The sequence below is a fragment of the Arthrobacter sp. M4 genome (genome assembly GCF_020251205.1).
Taxonomy (GTDB): Bacteria; Actinomycetota; Actinomycetes; order Actinomycetales; family Micrococcaceae; genus Arthrobacter.
The window spans coordinates 374118-394340 of the sequence record NZ_JAIWYX010000001.1 but is presented as its reverse complement, the minus strand read 5'-3'; the positions used below and the strand labels follow the sequence as shown (position 1 = coordinate 394340).

Annotated in this window: 13 protein-coding genes; 9 read left to right on the top strand and 4 right to left on the bottom strand. The window is 62.5% G+C overall.

The window, feature by feature from the left end:
• The first annotated feature begins 91 nt into the window (after positions 1–91).
• On the top strand, positions 92–2734 hold the full coding sequence (gene polA / locus LD110_RS01825) for a DNA polymerase I (RefSeq protein WP_263854886.1): 2643 nt from the start codon (positions 92–94) through the stop codon (positions 2732–2734).
• A 228-nt stretch (positions 2735–2962) separates the two neighbouring features.
• Positions 2963–4438 (top strand): 30S ribosomal protein S1, encoded by a 1476-nt coding sequence (gene rpsA, locus LD110_RS01820; RefSeq protein WP_225495941.1) that lies wholly within the window; start codon positions 2963–2965, stop codon positions 4436–4438.
• Between the two features lie 104 nt (positions 4439–4542).
• Here rpsA and LD110_RS01815 read toward each other — a convergent pair whose 3' ends face one another.
• A complete protein-coding gene (locus tag LD110_RS01815; protein WP_225495939.1) occupies positions 4543–5235 on the bottom strand; it encodes a YigZ family protein in 693 nt (230 codons plus the stop codon).
• A gap of 22 nt (positions 5236–5257) precedes the next feature.
• Here LD110_RS01815 and coaE point away from each other — a divergent pair, with 22 nt between their 5' ends.
• From coaE to LD110_RS01795, 4 genes are all read left to right on the top strand, one after another.
• Positions 5258–6469 carry a dephospho-CoA kinase gene (gene coaE / locus LD110_RS01810; protein ID WP_225495937.1) on the top strand — a complete coding sequence of 404 codons (1212 nt, stop codon included), beginning with the start codon at positions 5258–5260 and terminating at the stop codon, positions 6467–6469.
• A gap of 71 nt (positions 6470–6540) precedes the next feature.
• The gene (gene uvrB / locus LD110_RS01805; protein ID WP_225495936.1) at positions 6541–8640 is read left to right on the top strand and encodes an excinuclease ABC subunit UvrB; all 2100 of its coding nucleotides are present in this window, start codon (positions 6541–6543) and stop codon (positions 8638–8640) included.
• A gap of 161 nt (positions 8641–8801) precedes the next feature.
• On the top strand, positions 8802–9833 hold the full coding sequence (locus LD110_RS01800) for a TerC family protein (protein ID WP_225495935.1): 1032 nt from the start codon (positions 8802–8804) through the stop codon (positions 9831–9833).
• Between the two features lie 95 nt (positions 9834–9928).
• Positions 9929–11284 carry an MFS transporter gene (locus tag LD110_RS01795; protein WP_225495934.1) on the top strand — a complete coding sequence of 452 codons (1356 nt, stop codon included), beginning with the start codon at positions 9929–9931 and terminating at the stop codon, positions 11282–11284.
• A gap of 4 nt (positions 11285–11288) precedes the next feature.
• On the opposite strand, the gene LD110_RS01790 is transcribed toward LD110_RS01795, so the two are convergent.
• Genes LD110_RS01790 through LD110_RS01780 form a run of 3 tightly spaced genes read right to left on the bottom strand, consistent with a single transcriptional unit; the run spans position 11289 to position 15687 of the window.
• The gene (locus tag LD110_RS01790) at positions 11289–12626 is read right to left on the bottom strand and encodes an alpha/beta fold hydrolase (protein WP_225495933.1); all 1338 of its coding nucleotides are present in this window, start codon (positions 12624–12626) and stop codon (positions 11289–11291) included.
• On the bottom strand, positions 12619–13119 hold the full coding sequence (locus LD110_RS01785; RefSeq protein WP_225495932.1) for a GNAT family N-acetyltransferase: 501 nt from the start codon (positions 13117–13119) through the stop codon (positions 12619–12621). The genes LD110_RS01790 and LD110_RS01785 overlap by 8 nt, the downstream gene beginning before the upstream one ends.
• 21 nt (positions 13120–13140) lie before the next feature.
• Positions 13141–15687 (bottom strand): RNA helicase, encoded by a 2547-nt coding sequence (locus LD110_RS01780; protein WP_225495931.1) that lies wholly within the window; start codon positions 15685–15687, stop codon positions 13141–13143.
• A 109-nt stretch (positions 15688–15796) separates the two neighbouring features.
• On the opposite strand from LD110_RS01780, the gene LD110_RS01775 reads away from it, so the two are divergent.
• From LD110_RS01775 to uvrA, 3 genes are all read left to right on the top strand, one after another.
• On the top strand, positions 15797–16576 hold the full coding sequence (locus LD110_RS01775) for a trans-aconitate 2-methyltransferase (protein ID WP_225495929.1): 780 nt from the start codon (positions 15797–15799) through the stop codon (positions 16574–16576).
• Between the two features lie 159 nt (positions 16577–16735).
• Complete coding sequence (locus LD110_RS01770) at positions 16736–17116, top strand: GntR family transcriptional regulator (RefSeq protein ID WP_225495927.1); 381 nt, start codon at positions 16736–16738, stop codon at positions 17114–17116.
• A 140-nt stretch (positions 17117–17256) separates the two neighbouring features.
• On the top strand, positions 17257–20157 hold the full coding sequence (gene uvrA / locus LD110_RS01765) for an excinuclease ABC subunit UvrA (RefSeq protein ID WP_225496415.1): 2901 nt from the start codon (positions 17257–17259) through the stop codon (positions 20155–20157).
• Positions 20158–20223: the final 66 nt, after the last annotated feature.

Sequence of the window (20223 nt, the reverse complement as noted above, 5' to 3'; positions counted from 1 at the left end):
AGCCGCCCCTTCGCCGTCGGAATCCCCGGCTATTGCGGCAGCCGTGCCAGGTGGTGAGCGGCCCCGCCTGCTGGTCCTGGACGGACACTCCATGGCGTTCCGTGCCTTCTATGCGCTGCCGGCGGAGAACTTCTCCACGTCCACCGGCCAGCACACCAACGCCGTCCATGGCTTCACCTCAATGCTGATCAACTTGATCCGGGACCAGAAGCCCACCCACATCGCCGTGGCTTTCGATGTGTCGGACGACACCACGTTCCGCAAGGCGGAGTACAGCGAATACAAGAGCGGCCGTAACGCCACGCCTGCCGAGTTCCAGGGACAGATCGAGCTGATTGACAAGGTCATGAAGGCCTGGGGCATTCGCACCATCCACATGCCGGGCCATGAAGCCGACGACATCCTTGCCACTCTGGCCGCACAGGGCGATGCCGCAGGCTTCGAAGTACTGCTTGTCTCGGGCGACCGCGACACATTCCAGCTCATCAACGACAATGTCTCCGTCCTGTATCCGAAGCAGGGTGTGTCCAACATCCCGCGCATGGATGCAGCCGCCGTCGAAGAAAAGTACTTCGTTCCGCCGTCCCGCTACCCGGACCTTGCTGCCCTGGTGGGGGAGAGCGCCGACAACCTGCCGGGCGTCCCGGGCGTAGGACCCAAAACAGCCGCCAAGTGGATCGCCCAGTACAACGGCCTGAACGGCATCCTGGAGCACCTGGATTCCATCGGCGGCAAGGCCGGCGCCGCCCTGCGGGAGAACATTGAATCCGTAAAGCGCAACCGCCGCCTCAACCGGCTTCTGACAGACCTTGAGCTGCCTGTGACGCTGGACGACCTCGAAGAGCCCAGGCCGGACAACCAAGCAGTAGAGGACCTCTTCGACACCCTCGAATTCAGGACCCTCCGTCCCCGGCTGTTCGCCCTTTACGCCGACGACACCAAGGGCGGAGAACCCGAATCGATCGACGTTCCGGAATATTCCACTCCCACCACGGCCGCTGAACTCTCCAGTGTCTTCGAGGCAGGTGCACAAGGCCGCCTGGCTGTGACCGTGCAGATGGTTCCCGGCCGAATCGGGGACGATGCCGCCGGAATCGCCGTTGTGGGGGAGAAGGGCTCAGCCTGGATCGACCTGCTGGCTCTCGACGCCCAGGCTGAAGGCGTCCTCGCCCGGTGGCTCCAGGACCCTGAGGCTCCGAAGGTGATGCACGGGTTCAAGGACGCCCTCAAGGCTCTGCGGAACCGTGGCCTCGGCCTGGAAGGTGTAGTGGACGACACCTCCATTTCCGGCTACCTCATCCAGCCGGACCGCCGCAGCTATGAACTGTCGGAACTCGCCCAGCACCATCTGAAGATCCACGTGGAGTCAGCTGCGGCAGCCACCGGACAGCTTGAACTGGACCTCAGCGGTGACGCCGACGGTGCCGCGGCCGCCTCCCACGTCCACCAGGCCGCCGTCGTACTGGCCCTCAGCAAGCACTTTGAACGCGAGCTGGCTGAGCGCAAGGCATCTGCGCTACTCACAACGCTGGAGCTGCCCGTCTCGCGAGTCCTCGCGGACATGGAAATGGCCGGGATCGCCGTGGACATGGAGGGTATCAACGGTCAACTGGCCGACCTCGCCAAGGTCATCGACCTCGCACAGGAGCAGGCGTTCGCGGCCATCGGCCACGAAGTCAACCTTGGATCCCCCAAACAACTGCAGACGGTCCTCTTCGACGAACTCGGCCTGCCCAAGACCAAGAAAATCAAGTCCGGGTACACCACTGATGCCGCATCACTGAAGGCGCTCCTGGAGAAAACCGGCCACGAGTTCCTGGTCCAGCTCATGGCGCATCGCGAATCCTCCAAGCTCGCCCAGATGCTGGAGACGCTCAAGAAATCCGTCGCCGAGGATGGCAGGATCCACACTACGTATGCCCAAAACGTGGCGGCCACCGGGCGAATCTCTTCCAACAACCCGAACCTGCAGAACATCCCCGTCCGCAGCGAGGAAGGCCGCCGCGTACGCAGCATCTTCGTGGTCAGCGACGGTTACGAGTGCCTGCTGTCCGCGGACTATTCTCAGATCGAAATGCGCATCATGGCACACCTGTCCGGGGACCCTGGACTCATCGCCGCCTACCAGGAAGGCGAGGACCTGCACCGTTTTGTGGGTGCCCGCATCTTCAACGTCGCACCGGCTGAGGTCACCAGCGCCATGCGATCCAAGGTGAAGGCCATGTCCTACGGCCTCGCCTACGGCTTGACGTCCTTTGGCCTGTCCAAGCAACTCGAGATCTCGGTGGACGAGGCGCGCACGCTGATGAAGGACTACTTCGACCGCTTCGGAGCGGTGCGGGACTACCTGCGCGGAGTCGTGGAGCAAGCCAGGATCGACGGCTACACGGCTACCATGGAGGGCCGCCGGCGTTACCTTCCGGACCTCACCAGCACTAACCGGCAATCCCGCGAACTGGCGGAACGCATCGCCCTCAATTCACCCATCCAGGGTTCCGCGGCGGACATCATCAAACGCGCCATGCTGGGAGTAGCCGCCGAGTTGGCCGCCCAGAACCTCAAGTCACGCATGCTGCTGCAGGTGCATGACGAACTGGTCCTGGAAGTCGCACACGGGGAGCGGGAAGCGGTTGAGCAGCTAGTCGCACAACAGATGGGATCCGCGGCAACCCTGAAGGTGCCCCTGGACGTCCAGATCGGTGTCGGCACCAGCTGGCACGACGCGGGCCACTAAGCCAACTATCCAGCCGTGCGCTGCCTGACCACTTCTGAAGCAGGCATAGTTGGTGGTTTTGACCCCGGTTGGCGGCTGCCACTAGAATGAACGGGCGCGTACTGGGTGCGCGTTTTTTAACAATCCACAATTCAGGATGACCCGGTTTTCGCCGTGTCCGGCAGCCCGTCCGCGGGATGCCGGCGGTTTGCCTGACCGACACACTATCCACAACGGAGCCCCTACTACATGACCATCACCTCCACCGAGAAGACCGGTGCCCCCGTCGTCGCAGTAAACGACATTGGCACCGCCGAGGACTTCCTCGCAGCAGTCGACGCCACCATCAAGTACTTCAACGACGGAGACCTCGTCGAAGGCACTGTCGTCAAGGTCGACCGCGACGAAGTCCTGCTCGACATCGGTTACAAGACCGAAGGTGTCATCCCCTCCCGCGAGCTTTCCATCAAGCACGACGTTGACCCCGGCGAAGTTGTCGCCGTTGGCGATCAGGTCGAAGCCCTGGTGCTCACCAAGGAAGACAAAGAAGGCCGCCTGATCCTCTCCAAGAAGCGCGCACAGTACGAGCGCGCCTGGGGCGACATCGAGAAGGTCAAGGAAGAAGACGGCGTCGTTACCGGTACCGTCATCGAGGTTGTCAAGGGTGGCCTCATCCTGGACATCGGTCTGCGCGGCTTCCTCCCCGCCTCCCTGGTCGAGATGCGCCGCGTCCGCGACCTGGCTCCGTACATCGGTCAGCAGATCGAAGCCAAGATCATCGAGCTGGACAAGAACCGCAACAACGTGGTCCTGTCCCGCCGTGCATGGCTCGAGCAGACCCAGTCCGAGGTCCGCTCCACCTTCCTCAACAAGCTGGAGAAGGGCCAGGTTCGCCCTGGTGTCGTGTCCTCCATCGTCAACTTCGGTGCATTCGTGGACCTGGGCGGCGTAGACGGCCTGGTTCACGTTTCCGAGCTGTCCTGGAAGCACATCGACCACCCGTCCGAGGTTGTCGAAGTTGGCCAGGAAGTCACCGTCGAGGTTCTCGAAGTGGACCTGGACCGCGAGCGTGTCTCCCTGTCCCTCAAGGCCACCCAGGAAGACCCGTGGCAGACCTTCGCCCGCACCCACGCCTTGGGCCAGGTTGTCCCGGGTAAGGTCACCAAGCTGGTTCCGTTCGGTGCGTTCGTTCGCGTCGAAGACGGCATCGAAGGCCTCGTCCACATCTCCGAGCTGGCTGTCCGCCACGTCGAACTGGCCGAGCAGGTTGTCTCCGTTGGCGACGAGCTGTTCGTCAAGGTCATCGACATCGACCTCGAGCGCCGCCGCATCTCGCTATCCCTCAAGCAGGCTAACGAGGGCGTTGACGCAGACAGCACCGAGTTTGACCCGGCCCTGTACGGCATGGCCGCCGAGTACGACGAAGAGGGTAACTACAAGTACCCCGAGGGCTTCGACCCCGAGTCCAACGAATGGCTCGAAGGCTACGAGGCTCAGCGTGCCGCATGGGAGCAGCAGTACGCTGACGCCCAGGCCCGTTGGGAAGCCCACAAGAAGCAGGTTGCACAGCACGCTGCCGACGACGCCGCCGCTGCGGCTGCCGGCGACAACGAGGCTGCCCCGACCAGCTACAGCTCGGAGCCTGCTGCTTCCGAGTCCAGCTCCGGCACCCTGGCGTCCGACGAAGCTCTCGCCGCACTGCGCGAGAAGCTGACCGGCAACTAAGGTCGCCGCTCAACTGAGCTAGCAAAACGAATGGCCGTCCCTTCGGGGGCGGCCATTCGTCGTCTTGCGGCTTCCAGCAGCCGGTGCCGCACCGCCGTCGAGCATCACATGGAAGGCACGTCAATCCATTCGGTGCCTTCAGGGGACAGTTTCGCGGCACCCGCCGTGAGGGCCGCCACGCGGTCTCGGGCTGAAGCGAGTTCTTCGGGGATGTCCTGGATTGCAAGCCGCAGGACGGTCTCCTGCTCCTCGTAGTTGGTTTCCGCCATGGCAAACCCGGATGCACGGAGGTCGTTGTCCAGCCTCCCGGCAGCCGCGTGCGGTACCCGCACTGCGCAGACCCGGAGCCGCCGTCGTTGCACCAGCGGCGCCGCTTCCAACGCCGACGAGACGGATTCAGAATAGGCCCGGACCAGGCCACCCGCTCCCAGCAGGATCCCGCCGAAGTAGCGTACGACGACGGCACTCACGTCACTGAGGTCCGTTACACCCGGGCGGGTCTCGCGTTTCAGGAGTGCTTCGAGCATCGGAATACCGGCGGTCCCGGACGGTTCGCCGTCGTCGCTGGAACGCTGGACCGTACGGTCCGGGCCGAGGATAAACGCTGAGCAGTGGTGCCGGGCGTCATGGAATTCCTTGCGCAGATCGGACACCAGTGCCCGGGCGCCATCTTCATCCGATGCCCTGCGAAGGACTGTGATGAACCGGGACCTCTTGATCTCCAGTTCCTGCCTGAAGTCCTGGCCCGGCGCCAATGTCGTATAGCTGGTGGTTCTGCTTTGTTCCTCGTCCGGCACCGGTCCAGTCTAGTCTTGAGTGGTGCTGAAGATCGGACTCACAGGCGGCATTGCTTCCGGCAAATCACTGGTAGCCACACGGTTAAAGGAACTCGGTGCCATCCTTGTGGATGCTGATGTCCTTGCCCGGGACGTCGTGGCCCCGGGCACGGCAGGCCTGGATCGTGTGGTCCGGGAATTCGGTCACGGGGTCCTCACCGCCGAGGGGACTTTGGACCGGCCTGCCCTGGGTCGGATCGTGTTCGCCGAGCCCGAACAACGGGAGGTGCTCAACGGCATCATCCATCCGCTCGTTCGGGCGCGTGCAGCTGCCATCCTCTCGGAAGCTGCGCCGGGGGACATCGTGGTCCAGGACATTCCGTTGCTCGTGGAAACCGGACAGGGCGACGCCTTCCATCTGGTGGTGGTTGTGGACGCACCGGATGAACTAAGGCTGGACCGTATGGTTCGGCTGCGCGGGATGGAGCCGCAGGACGCGATGGCACGCATGGCGGCACAGGCCTCCAGGGACCAACGTCTGGCGGCCGCCGATGTGGTTCTGGACAACTCCGGGTCTGTTGAGTCCCTGCTGGCCCTGGTGGACTCGCTCTGGACGCAACGGCTGGTCCCCTTTACGGACAATCTCCTCCGCCAGGTACGCGCAGACCGCAGCGGGCCCGCCGTTCTTGTTCCGCCGGATCCCAGTTGGCCGGCGCAGGCCGAACGAATCGCAGGGAGGCTACGCGCCGCCGTCGGGCATGCCGCGGTGGCAATCGACCACATCGGGTCCACGGCGGTGCCGGGCTTGCCTGCGAAGGATGTTCTGGATCTGCAGCTCACGGTGAAAGACCTTGACGACGCCGACAGGATTGCGCCGCTGCTCGTCGCGGCGGGTTTTCCGCGCCAGAAAGGTGCGGAACAGGACACGCCCAAAGCCCCCGACTTCGACGCCGGCAGCTGGCAAAAGCGGTTCCACGCCAATGCGGATCCCGGCAGGGCCGTGAACCTGCACGTGCGGAAGGTCGGATCACCGGGGTGGCGGTACGCGCTGCTCTTCCGCGACTGGCTCCGGGCCAATCCGGACGCGGTGGCAGCGTACCTGGCCGAGAAGCAGCGGCTCATGCAGTTGCATCAAGGGGAATCCTCCACGCATGCCTACGCTTCGGCCAAGGAAGCATGGTTTACCGACGTCGCTTTTCCTGCCATGAATTCTTGGGCGGCTCAGTCGGGCTGGAAGACGCCGTCATATTCCTGAGCGCCTTAGCCAGCTCCCGCTCAGCCCAAAGGAGTAGGGAAACTGTCAGTGGGCGGCGGTAGATTTGTTCCATGAGCCTTGCCCAGGAGATCAACCGTGTTGTGGCGCCCTTTGAGGTAGTCAGCGAGTACAAGCCTGCGGGCGACCAGCCGACGGCCATCGCGGAACTGACGGAACGCATCAAGAACGGCGAAAAGGACGTTGTGCTGCTCGGCGCCACCGGTACCGGTAAGAGTGCCACAACCGCTTGGGTCATTGAGCAGGTGCAGAGGCCCACATTGGTTTTAGTCCAGAACAAGACGCTCGCGGCACAGTTGGCTAACGAATTTCGTGAACTCCTGCCCAACAATGCAGTGGAGTACTTCGTCTCCTACTACGACTATTACCAGCCGGAAGCCTACGTTCCGCAAACGGATACCTTCATCGAGAAGGATTCCTCAATCAACGAGGAAGTGGAGCGGCTGCGGCACTCGGCCACCAACGCCCTGCTGACCCGCCGGGACGTTGTTGTTGTGGCCACGGTTTCGTGCATCTATGGCCTGGGTACGCCGGAAGAATACATCGCGGGCATGGTCACGCTGAAGCAGGGTGCTGAGCTGAACCGCGATGACCTGCTTCGCCAGTTCGTCGCCATGCAGTATGTCCGGAATGACATGGACTTCCACCGTGGAACGTTCCGCGTCCGCGGGGACACCGTGGAGATCATCCCCATGTACGAGGAACTGGCACTGCGGATCGAATTTTTCGGCGACGAAATCGAGGCCATCCATACGCTGCATCCCGTCACGGGCGAAGTACTTCGGGAAGAAACGGAAATGTATGTCTTCCCGGCGTCCCACTATGTTGCGGGGCCGGAGCGGATGACGCGTGCCATCGCCGGAATCGAGGACGAACTGGCTGATCGGCTCAAGGTGCTCGAGGGACAGAACAAACTGGTGGAGGCCCAGCGATTGCGAATGCGGACCACCTACGACCTCGAGATGATGCAGCAGATGGGGTTCTGCAACGGCATCGAGAACTACTCCCGGCACATAGACGGACGCGGACCCGGGACTGCCCCGCATTGCCTGCTGGACTATTTCCCTGATGATTTCCTCCTGGTCATTGACGAGTCGCACGTCACAGTCCCGCAGATCGGCGCCATGTACGAGGGGGACATGTCCCGCAAGCGCACGCTGGTGGACCACGGCTTCCGTCTGCCCTCTGCCATGGACAATAGGCCGCTGAAATGGGACGAGTTCCTGGAGCGCATCGGGCAGACCGTCTACCTCTCCGCCACGCCCGGCAAGTACGAACTTGGAAAGTCCGACGGCGTTGTCCAGCAGATCATTCGGCCCACCGGCCTTGTTGATCCGGAGGTGGTCGTCAAGCCGACCAAAGGCCAGATTGACGACCTCCTCGGCGAGATCCGCAACCGGGTGGAGCGCGACGAACGAGTCCTCGTCACTACGCTCACCAAGCGGATGGCTGAGGACCTCACGGATTACCTGCTGGGCCACGGCGTCAAGGTCCAATACCTCCACTCCGACGTTGACACGCTGCGCCGTGTCGAGCTGCTCAGGGAACTGAGGCTGGGCAGCTTTGACGTTCTTGTGGGCATCAACCTGCTCCGTGAGGGCCTTGACCTGCCCGAAGTCTCCCTGGTGAGCATCCTCGACGCGGACAAGGAAGGCTTCCTGCGTTCATCCACCTCGCTAATCCAGACCATTGGCCGTGCAGCGCGAAATGTGTCCGGGCAGGTACACATGTACGCGGACCGCATCACTGACTCCATGGCACTGGCCATTGAGGAGACCAACCGCCGCCGCGCGGTCCAGGTTGCCTTCAACAAAGAGAACGGCGTGGATCCCCAGCCACTGCGCAAGAAGATCGCAGACATCACCGACCAGTTGGCCCGCGAAGACGCCGACACACAAGAACTCCTCAACAACAACAGGCTGGCCAAGGGGGGCCGCCGTACCAGCAGCGGCTCCAAGGGGGCGGCTACCGTACGGGCTGACGGCCTGGCCGCCGCGCCCGCGGAGGATCTGGTGGGGCTCATCGAACAGCTAACGGAGCAAATGCACAGCGCTGCCGCTGAGCTGCAGTTCGAAATCGCCGCCAGATTACGGGACGAAGTCAGCGAGCTAAAGCGGGAGCTGAGGCAGATGCAGTCGGCAGGCCACGCCTAAGGTACAGTGGTGAACACGTAGGGGAGTATCCCAAGCGCTTCGTCCGTCAGCACGCAAGGCACAGATGCCTCGCCGGGCGCAGCGGGACGCCGATTTCAGCACGAATGCATAGGCGGCCGGAGAGACTTACTCCGTTTTGTGCACCCTGCGAAAGGTACCTTGTGGAACTTCCCGTCTGGTTTGAGGTGGGCTCCTTTGTTGTGCTGGGCCTCATCCTGCTCACCGATTTGCTACTTGTCCTGAAACGACCCCACGAGCCGTCCATGAAGGAAGCAGGGCTTTGGGTGGCGTTCTACGTTGCCTTGGCACTGGTGTTCGCCGGGGCGATGTTCGCGTTCACCGGGGCAGAGTTTGGCGGTCAATTCATTGCCGGTTGGGTAACCGAATACAGCCTCAGCATCGACAACCTGTTTGTGTTCATCATCATCATGGCCCGCTTCTCCGTGCCTCGTAAGTATCAGCAGGAAGTACTGATGGTGGGGATCATCATCGCGTTGATCCTGCGCGGAATATTCATCCTGCTTGGCGCCTTTGTGATCGAGCAGTTCAGCTGGGTCTTCTACATCTTTGGCGCCTTCCTGCTGTGGACAGCGTGGAAGCAAACCCAGGACGAGGGCGAAGACGAAGAGGAGCGGGAGAACCCTCTCATCGCGCGGATCCGCAAAGTCATCCCGATGTCGGAGAAGTTCGATGGAGGCAAGCTGCGCACCACCCTGAACGGCAGAAAGGTGTTTACGCCGATGCTGATAGTGTTCGTCACTATCGGCATGACCGACCTCCTCTTCGCTGTCGATTCCATCCCCGCGATCTTTGGCCTGACCCAGAGCGCGTTCATCGTCTTCACGGCCAACATTTTTGCCCTGATGGGCCTCCGCCAGCTCTACTTCCTGCTCGGTGGCCTCATGAACAAGCTCATCTACCTCAAGCACGCACTCTCGGTGATTCTCGCCTTCATCGGCGTCAAGCTAGTGCTGCACGCCATGCATGTCAACGAGCTTCCATTCATCAACAACGGCCAGCACATCGAATGGGCACCGGAAATCCCCACGTATGTGTCTCTTGCGATCATCATTGGCACCATCCTGGTGGCGGTCGTCGCAAGCCTCCTCAGCCCTGCAGCCCAGCGGTCCAAGCTGGACGCGAGGCTCGAAGAGGATGCCCGCAAAAGCCGTTCAATGAGCGACGTCGACTAAGCCATAATCCGAGTTAAAGCAGCCCGGGTCCCGCCTGACCAGTTCAGTTCGGGACCAGGGCTGTTTTTCATCATTCGTTGGTCTACTCTCGGTAGATGGCAACGATTCCCAACGCCTTGCCTGATGTTCGCCGCGTCCAGCGGCGCACGCTTGCACTCCTGAGCGCCGCCCAAATCCTTAGCGCCATCGGCACAGGAGCAACTGTGTCAATCGGATCGCTGCTCGCTGTAGACCTGTCGGGAACAGAAGCCTGGGCAGGATCCGCCGCCACTGTGATGACACTTGCTGCCGCGCTGACTGCCCTGCCGTTGGCGTCCCTGGCTGAACGAAAAGGCCGGCGGATCGGGCTGGTTACCGGATTATTGGCGGCCCTTGCGGGCGCCCTGCTGATCATCCTTGCAGTCATCTCCGGATGGCTACTGTTACTCCTGCTGGGGACGGCCGGCGTCGGCGTTGGTTCCGCCTCCAACCTTCAGGCGAGGTTCGCCGCTGTGGACCTCGCGGACGCCGACCACCGGGGAAGATCCCTATCCGTAGTGGTGTGGGCAATCACCATCGGAGCTGTGGCCGGTCCCAATCTCATCCAGCCGGGCGCCGTCGTTGGACAGGCGCTGGGGCTGCCGCCCATCGCCGGACCATTCGTGATTTCATCGGCCGGGCTGGTCCTGTCCTGCCTCCTCCTGGTTACCGCACTCCGGCCGGATCCGCTGCTGCTGGCGAGGGCCTTGGCGGCGACCCCGGGGGAACCGGTCACAGAGGACGCGCAGGAAACCATGCCCGGTGGGGTCGGTAACGCCGCGCCTACCGGTAACACCCTCATGCGTGGTCTGCGCGCCGTCCGGGGCTCCCGGCCTGCAATCCTGGCCCTGACCGCAATCGTCGCCGCACACGCCGTGATGGTCGGCGTGATGTCTATGACTCCGGTTCACCTACAGGCCCTCGTCACCGGCGCATCTGCAACGCACTCCTCGCATGTTGCTGGAACGGACGCACTGGTAATCATTGGCTTCACTATTTCATTGCACATCGCGGGAATGTTCGCGTTATCCCCGCTGATGGGCTGGCTGACAGACAAGATCGGGCGTGCCGGAACCATGAGCTTGGGCTGCGCCTTGTTGGTGCTGGCGGTGGGAGTCGCTGGTGTTGGCCAGGGGCAGGCGGCGGCCGTCGCCACAGGGTTGGTACTACTGGGCCTCGGGTGGTCGGCCACCACGATCTCCGGGTCCACCCTGTTGGCCGAGAGCGTGGCTATGCCTGATCGAGTGGTTGTGCAAGGTGTTTCCGATACTGCGATGGGTGCCGCCGGAGCCATTGGAGGCGCCATCTCCGGTCCAGTCCTGGCGGCAGCAGGTTACGCCGGATTGAACGTGGCTGCGGGCGTCGTTGCCGCGGGTGTGCTCGCCGCAGCAGTGTTTTTCACGGCGAGGAGCCGGACGGGAGTCCGCGCCTAGGACTCTAGCCTTCGTCGGCTGCGGTCCCGCGGACCATCCCCAGGAGCCTCGTGAAAATTCCCTCGCCATCATCGGAAATTCCATCGTGGTGGAAATCGGCTGTTACCCATGTCCGAAGTCCCCGGACCGCCGCAGCCGTTTCCATGGAAAGCCCGTAGTCGACATAGATATCGTCGCGATAGACCGCGGCTGCCACGGGCACCTCATTCCGAGCCAGTTGGACAACGTCGTAGAGCGGTCCCCAGTTATCCTTGGCCGCCAGTATCTCGGCGACGTCGGCGAGAGGAACCAGCGCCGGGTCGTGGTCGAAGTACCAGGGGTAGACCATCTCGCCAGTCAGCAGAGGCTCTTGGGCGGACGGGTGGAACTCCGGGAATTCTTCGAGGATCCGCCACGCCGCCCAGTCCGTTGCCCCACGCTGGGCGTAGATCGACTCGTGCATGACGGCGTACAGAGGGTTGGGCGCGCGGGTTACGATGCCGCGGACCTGTTCCAGGAATGAGTCGGAAAGCCGTTCGCCGACTGGCGTTGGTACAAAGGCGTCCTCCAGCAGGTGGTGCAGGCCGTGCACCCGGGTGTTTCCGCCGAGGAAGGATCCAACCATCTGGAACCGGCCTACGGTAAGTGGCGAGCCGTCCGGCAGGCACTCCGGCACCTGCTCCAAGTGCCGGGCGATGCGGTTGACTACTGACCGGTCTTCCGGATACCACCTGAAATACTCTTCGTTGCGGGCAGCGACGCGCTCGAATGTGGCTCGGTAAACCTGATCGGCTGGACCGGCCAGGGGAGCGAGGCCTCCAGCGATGAGCACTTGTTCAAGGCCCTGCGGAGCGAAGGACAGGTAGCTTAGGGCGCAAAAGCCGCCGTAGCTCTGCCCAAAAACCGTCCAAGGACCGGATCCCAAGGCCTCGCGGATCAGTTCCGCGTCGGCCACGATGGAATCGGCCCGGAAATGTTCCAGGTATTCGGCCTGCTGGGTCGCGTCGCCGCGCAAAGGCAGGCTGTGACGATCCACAGGTTGTGAGAGCCCGGTGCCTCGTTGGTCCAGCATCAGGATCCGGAATGAACGCGCGGCGGCCTTCATCCAACCGGAAAGTGATGTCGAACGGTTGCCGCGTCCGCCGGGACCACCTTGAAGGAAGAGCAGCCAGGGGAGGTCCAACGCCTCTTCCGCTGAATGCTCGGTAGACGTGTACTCCCGGGCGAAAATGGTCAGTTGCTCGCCGTCAGCACTCGCGTCGCTGTGGTCCAGGGGCACTTGAAACCAATGCTCGATTGTCCGCATGCCACGGAATTCATGCACAGCGCCCTTCGTGTGGACGGCTGTGGCCGTATTAGCCATGAACGGGAACCTGACGCGCTGCACCAAAGGCGGACAGGGCCTCACCCGTTAGCCTGAACGTTGACCATTCCGCCATGGGCGCAGCCCCCAGGTTGCGGTAAAAAGCAATGGAAGGCTCGTTCCAATCAAGGACGCTCCACTCAACGCGGGCGTAACCACGTTCGACTGCAATGGCCGCAAGATGCTGGAGCAGAGCCTTGCCATGGCCCTCCCCGCGAGCCTCCGGCATAACGTAGAGGTCCTCAAGGTAGATGCCGTGGACGCCTTCCCACGTGGAGTAGTTCAGGAACCAGAGGGCGAACCCCTGCACTTCTCCTAATTCGTTTTCGGCCATGTGCGCGTAAACCCGCGGGCTTTCTCCGAACAGTACGTCCCGCAATTTCTCCGGGGTGTTCTTGACCGCGTCCGGTTCCTTTTCATAGATCGCCAGGTCATGGATCATACGGAGGATGGCGGGAACGTCGTCAACGGTTGCGGGGCGGATTACACTCATGCCCTCGAGTCTACTGCCGGTTTACAGCCTGTTGACTGCCGTCACGCGGACGACGGCGGTGCCGGAGGCGTCCGACTCGGCAAGGTCGACTTCCGCGGAAATACCCCAGTCGTGGTGGCTGGCAGGGTCGTCAAAGATCTGGCGGACCCGCCACAGTCCCGGCTCTTCGTTGATGATCAGCAGTGCCGGGCCGCGCGCGTCAGGACCCGTACCGATATCGTCGTGTTCGTTGAAGTAGTCGTCCAGCACGTCTTCCCAGCGGTCCGCGTCCCAGCCGCTGCCGCCGTCGAGCTCTGCAAGCGCAGCGGAGTCCTCATCCGCGAACAGCTCGACGCGGCGGAACATCTCGTTGCGAACCATCACCCGGAAGGCGCGAATATTTGAGGTGAGCGAGGGCGGCGGCGGTGGCGGCGCGTCGTGGGGCTTGGGAGCGGCACCGGATGCCAGCTCTTCCCATTCGTCCAGGAGGCTCGAGTCGACCTGACGGACCATCTCGCCGAGCCAGGAAACCAGGTCTTCCAAGTCTTCACGGAGCGCGTCCTGGGGTACGGTTTGCCGCAAGGCCTTGAATCCGTCAGCGAGGTACCGCAGCACGATGCCTTCGGATCGGGCCAGCCCGTAGAACTGCACGAACTCGCCAAAGTTCATTGCGCGCTCGTACATATCCCGGATCACCGACTTGGGGGTCAGCTCAAAGTCGCCCACCCAAGGGGCCGCCTTCCGATACACCTCGAAAGCCTCGCCAAGGATGTCCGCCAACGGCTGGGGATAGGTGATGTCGTCCAGGGCGGCCATACGCTGCTCGTAGTCCAGGCCGTCAGCTTTCATGGCGGCCACAGCTTCGCCGCGGGCCTTCTTCTGTTGGGCTGACAGGATCTGGCGCGGCTTCTCCAGCGTCGACTCAATCACGGACACTACGTCCAAGGCGTACGAAGGAGACTCGGGATCCAGCAACTCCAGTGCCGCCAGGGCGAAGGGGGAGAGCGGCTGGTTAAGCGCGAAGTTTGGCTGCAGATGAACCGTGAGCCGCACGGCGCGGCCCTCCGTCTCCCGCTGGTCTTCGGGGACGCGTTCCACCACGCCTGCCGCAAGGAGTTCGCGGTAAATTCCGAATGCTCTCTTGATGAGGCGAAGCTGGGCCGGCCTGCCTTCGTGGTTCTCGGTGAGTAGCTTACGGGCAGCAACGAACGGATCGCCTGGCCGCTCCATCAGGTTAAGCAGCATCGCGTGGGTGACGGTGAAGCTCGAGGCGAGCGGCTCCGGCGCCGACTCCACAAGCCTGTCGAACGTTGCCTTGCCCCACGACACGAAGCCTTCAGGCGGTTTCTTCTTGACTACCTGCCGGAGCTTGCGCTGGTCGTTTCCAAACTTGGCGGTGGCTTTGGCCATAGCCCGCGCGTTTTCGACAACGTGCTCGGGAGCCTGGACCACCACGGTTCCGGCGGTGTCGTAACCTGCGCGGCCTGCCCGGCCGGCAATCTGGTGGAACTCACGCGAGTTGAGCAACCGGGTCCGTACGCCGTCGTATTTGCTCAAGGCGGTGAGCAGCACCGTCCGGATGGGTACATTGATACCAACGCCCAGCGTGTCCGTGCCACAAATTACTTTCAGCAGCCCGGCCTGCGCCAGCTGCTCCACGAGGCGGCGGTACTTGGGCAGCATTCCGGCATGGTGCACCCCAATGCCGTGCCGGACTAGCCGGTTCAGCGTCTTGCCGAAGCCCGCGGCGAAGCGGAATCCGGCAATCAGCTCGGCGATGCGGTCCTTCTCCTCCCGGGTGCACATATTGATGCTCATGAGGTTCTGGGCGCGGTCGATCGCTTCGATCTGGCTGAAATGGACCACGTAGACCGGGACCTGCTTTGTAGTCAGCAGTTCTTCGAGCGTCTCATGGACGGGAGTCTCCGCGTAGTAATAGTGAAGGGGGATGGGCCGCTCGGCTGAACTCACCGTCGTCGTTGTCCTGCCGGTCAGGGCAGTGAGGCCTTCCTCGAAGCGGGTCACATCGCCCAAAGTGGCGGACATTAGGAGGAACTGGGCCTGCGGCAGTTCCAGCAGGGGTACTTGCCAGGCCCATCCGCGCTGCGGGTCGGCATAGAAGTGGAACTCGTCCATGATGACGGCACCGGCGTCGGCAGCGTTTCCCTCACGGAGCGCGATATTTGCGAGGATCTCGGCCGTGCAGCAGATGATGGGGGCTTCCTGGTTCACCGCGGAATCGCCCGTGATCATCCCGACGTTGTCAGCTCCGAAAATGTCGCACAGCGCGAAGAACTTCTCCGAAACCAAGGCTTTAATCGGCGCCGTATAGTAGCTGCGCACACCCCGTGCCATCGCCTCAAAATGCGCGGCCACGGCAACCAGCGATTTACCCGAACCTGTGGGGGTGGCAAGAATGACGTTTGACCCGCCGACCAATTCCATAATTGCTTCGTCCTGCGCGGGATACAACTCCAGGCCCCTGCTGACCGTCCAATCAACAAAGCGTGAGTAAACCTCGTCAGGGTCGACGTCGGAGCGGCCGTGGGCCGGGCCGGCTGGCCCGGGGAGCTGGTCAAGAAGTCTCATTGCCTCCCAGCTTAGTGCCCCGGAAACTCCGGTAGGCTCGCCGGTATTGGCACCGTGGCCCGCAAGCTCGGGCTCACCGACGCCAGCACTGAGTCGAGGAGCAAGAGCGATGCAATGGGATCCGGGAACGTATGCCAGGTTCGGGGACCACAGGGACCGTCCATTTCACGAGCTGATTGCGAGGGTTGGCGCAGTGGAACCGCGTGGAGTGGTCGATCTCGGCTGCGGACCCGGCAACCTTACGGCGGTGCTGGCGGGACGCTGGCCGCATGCCGCCGTCGTCGGCCTGGATTCATCACCAGAGATGCTGGCCAAGGCAGCCGTCCAGGCTGAGCGGCTGTCCAATCTGGCCTTTCGGCGAGGCGACATCGCCGACTGGGTGCCAGACCGGGACACCGATGTGGTGGTGACCAATGCAGCCCTCCAATGGGTACCGGAGCACCGGGACCTGATGCGTTCCTGGCTTCGCGATCTGGCACCAAATGCCTGGTTCGCAATGCAGGTTCCCGGGAACTTCGACGCTCCGTCGCATGCGCTGATGCGTGGACTCGCCGCCTCCGCACGGTGGCGGGACCTCCTGTCGGAGGTCTTGCGGCATGACGACGCCGTCGGCCAACCGTCCGAGTATCTGGACATCATGCTCGACGCCGGATGCCAGGCCGACGCGTGGGAGACAACATATTTGCAGATCCTTCCGGGCGAGGATGCCGTGTTGCATTGGGTGCGGGGAACGGCATTGCGACCGGTGCTCGCCGCGTTGCCAGCACCAGAGGCGGCGGAATTTGAGCTGGAATACGCCGAAATGTTGCGGAAGGCCTACCCCCGGACACCGCGCGGAACCGTGTTTCCGTTCCGTCGGGTTTTCGCAGTAGCCCGCAAATCCGAATAGCTTGCGTCGCCAGTGCCGAGGACCCGGGTTGTCCGGCATGCCCGACGCTGATGTAATTCTCGTCATGGACCTAGGAAGTATCGGTGGATGCCGCCCGGCGCGCGCGGTGAGAGGCTATGTTTCCCCGGAGACATCCGGTGAAGCCTTGGGGAGCCCCGAATGAGTCTGGGTATGGGCTTTCCGGGTGCCTGGCGCCCTAATCAGTCCAGTACTGTGGCGTTGTTTGACCAGCTGCGGCTGCGCATCATCGAACTTGTGGACAGCGGTTCCCTTGCCGCGGGAACCAGGCTCCCTGCCGTACGCAGCCTCGCAACCGCCCTTGACGTCGCGCCGCACACGGTCGCCAGGGCTTACAAGGAATTGGAAACCGCAGGCGTGGTCCAAACGCGCGGAAGGAACGGCACGGTGGTCCGGGCACGCGACGGCAGGTTGGGCGCCCTGGCCGATGCAGCGGCCGCTTACGCCGCTGCGGCGAAGTCAAGCGGGGCGAACTTCGCTGAGGCGGTCCAGCTCTTGGCTGCGGCGTACGACGCCGACTGACGCTTGCTCCGTAGGGGCCTCCGGGAGTGGCGAACATCGCATGGAAATTCGAAGACGTTTTCGACTAGCATAGGTGGGTGCCCAAAGCCGTCGCAGAAGCTGCTGCCGAAGAACCCGTCATCAAAGATCTACACACCAGCCTGGAATCGCATGAATCGCGTGCAACCTTGAAGACTGTTCCCACGCCGGAAAGGCATGACCTGTCTCGGCTCGTGGTGAAGGGTGCCCGTGAGCACAACCTCCGGAACGTGGACCTGGATCTGCCGCGGGACGCCATGATCGTCTTTACCGGGCTGTCAGGCTCGGGTAAGTCGTCCCTGGCCTTTGACACCATCTTCGCAGAGGGCCAGCGCCGGTATGTCGAATCACTTTCTGCTTATGCGCGGCAGTTCCTCGGCCAGGTGGACAAGCCTGATGTGGACTTCATCGAGGGCCTGTCCCCGGCAGTGTCCATCGACCAGAAATCTACCAGCAAGAACCCGCGGTCCACGGTGGGCACCATCACCGAAATCTACGACTACATGCGTCTTCTCTGGGCACGCATTGGCCGTCCCCACTGTCCAGTGTGCCATGAGCCCATCGCCCGCCAGACTCCGCAACAAATCGTGGATCAGCTGCAGGAGATGGAAGCAGGAACGCGTTTCCAGGTCCTGGCTCCCGTAGTCCGCGGGCGCAAGGGCGAGTTCGTGGACTTATTCAAGGAACTCACAGCAAAGGGTTACTCCCGTGCCCGCGTGGACGGTGAATTGATCCAGCTGAGTGAGCCGCCCAAGCTTGGCAAGCAGTTCAAGCACACCATCGAAGTGGTGGTGGACCGCTTGGTGGTCAAGGAGGGCATACGCCAGCGGCTCACCGACTCGATCGAAACCGCGCTGGGTCTCGCCGAAGGCCGGGTACTGGCTGAACTCGTGGACTTGGACGCAGACGATCCGGCGCGGCTTAGGGCCTTCTCGGAGAACCTTGCCTGCCCCAACGAGCATCCCCTTGCCATTGACGAGATCGAACCACGCTCGTTTTCCTTCAACAACCCATTTGGGGCTTGCCCTGCCTGTACGGGCATCGGAACCAAGCTGGAAGTTGATGAAGAACTCGTGGTGCCAAATCCGGAGCTGTCCCTGGGCGAAGGTGCCATTGCCCCATGGTCGCTTGGCACGGCCACCACGGAGTATTGGAACCGGCTCCTGGAAGGTTTGGCCCATGAGCTGGGCTTCTCCATGGACACGCCCTGGCAGGATCTCCCTCGATCCGTGCAGCAGACGGTACTGCATGGTAAAGACCACAAGGTGGTGGTCCAATACCGCAACCGCTTCGGCCGGGAGCGCAAGTACAGTACGGGCTTTGAGGGCGCCATTCAGTACGTCCATCGGAAACACGGGGAGACCGATTCCGACTGGGCCCGCGATCGCTATGAAGAATACATGCGGCAGGTGCCTTGCCCGGAGTGCAACGGCGCCAGGCTCAACCCGGCGTCGCTGTCGGTTTTGATCAACGGTAAGTCCATCGCCGAAGTCTGTGCGCTTCCCATGCGTGAATGTGCCCACTTCCTCGGAAACCTGGAACTGACCGACCGTGAATCGCAGATCGCGCACCAGGTCCTGAAGGAGATCCATGCGCGCCTAACGTTCCTCTTGGACGTTGGCCTTGAATACCTCAACCTCGAGCGCCCCTCCGGTACGCTCTCCGGCGGTGAGGCGCAGCGCATCCGTCTTGCGACGCAGATTGGCTCAGGCCTGGTTGGTGTCCTCTATGTCCTGGACGAACCCTCCATCGGCCTGCATCAGAAGGACAACCGCCGCCTGATCGAAACACTCACCAGGCTCCGTGATCTTGGGAACACGCTGATCGTCGTCGAGCACGATGAAGACACCATCCACGAGGCCGACTGGGTGGTCGACATCGGACCGGGCGCGGGCGAGCACGGGGGCCAGGTAGTCCATTCCGGAACCTATAAGGAACTGCTGGACAACCCTGACTCCATAACCGGCGACTACCTCGCCGGCCGTCGAAGCATTGAGGTGCCTGCCAAGCGCCGCCCTTATGACAAGAAGCGTGAGCTCAAGGTCGTCGGCGCGCGGGAAAACAACCTCAACAACATCGATGCCGCATTCCCGCTGGGGCTTTTCACTGCGGTCACCGGCGTCAGCGGCTCAGGCAAGTCCACGTTGGTGAACGAGATCCTGTACAAGGTCCTCGCCAACAAACTAAACGGAGCCAAGCAGGTAGCGGGTCGGCACCGCACCGTCACAGGTCTCGAACACCTGGATAAGGTGGTGCACGTCGACCAGAGCCCCATCGGACGGACCCCGCGCTCCAACCCGGCCACCTACACGGGCGTATTCGACAACATCCGGAAGCTGTTCGCTGAGACCACAGAGGCAAAGGTGCGCGGCTATCAGCCCGGCCGCTTCTCCTTCAACGTCAAGGGCGGGCGCTGCGAGGCATGCTCCGGTGACGGAACGCTGAAAATCGAGATGAACTTCCTTCCGGACGTCTACGTTCCGTGCGAGGTGTGCCACGGTGCCCGGTACAATCGGGAAACGCTTGAGGTGCACTATAAGGGCAAGACCATTGCGGACGTGCTGAACATGCCTATTGAGGAAGCGGCGGGGTTCTTCGCGGCGTTCACTCCGATTGCCCGGCACCTCAACACGCTCGTAGACGTCGGACTCGGATACGTGCGGCTGGGACAGCCAGCCACGACGCTCTCCGGCGGCGAGGCCCAGCGCGTCAAGCTGGCCTCCGAACTGCAGAAGCGGTCCAACGGACGCAGCGTGTATGTGCTGGATGAACCCACAACAGGCCTGCACTTCGAGGATATCCGCAAGCTTCTGATGGTCCTTCAGGGACTGGTGGAAAAGGGCAACACGGTCATTACCATCGAGCACAACCTGGACGTCATCAAGTCGGCGGACTGGATTGTCGATCTTGGCCCCAACGGGGGCTCCGGTGGCGGTCGCATTGTGGCTACCGGGACACCTGAAAAAGTGGCGGCAAGCCCCGAAAGCCATACTGGGGTGTTCCTAGCGGAAATCCTCAGCTAGTCGCGGAATGTATTCCTTGCCAGGCATGTGAGTTTCAGGCATGCCGTGACTCATGAGAAACTAACC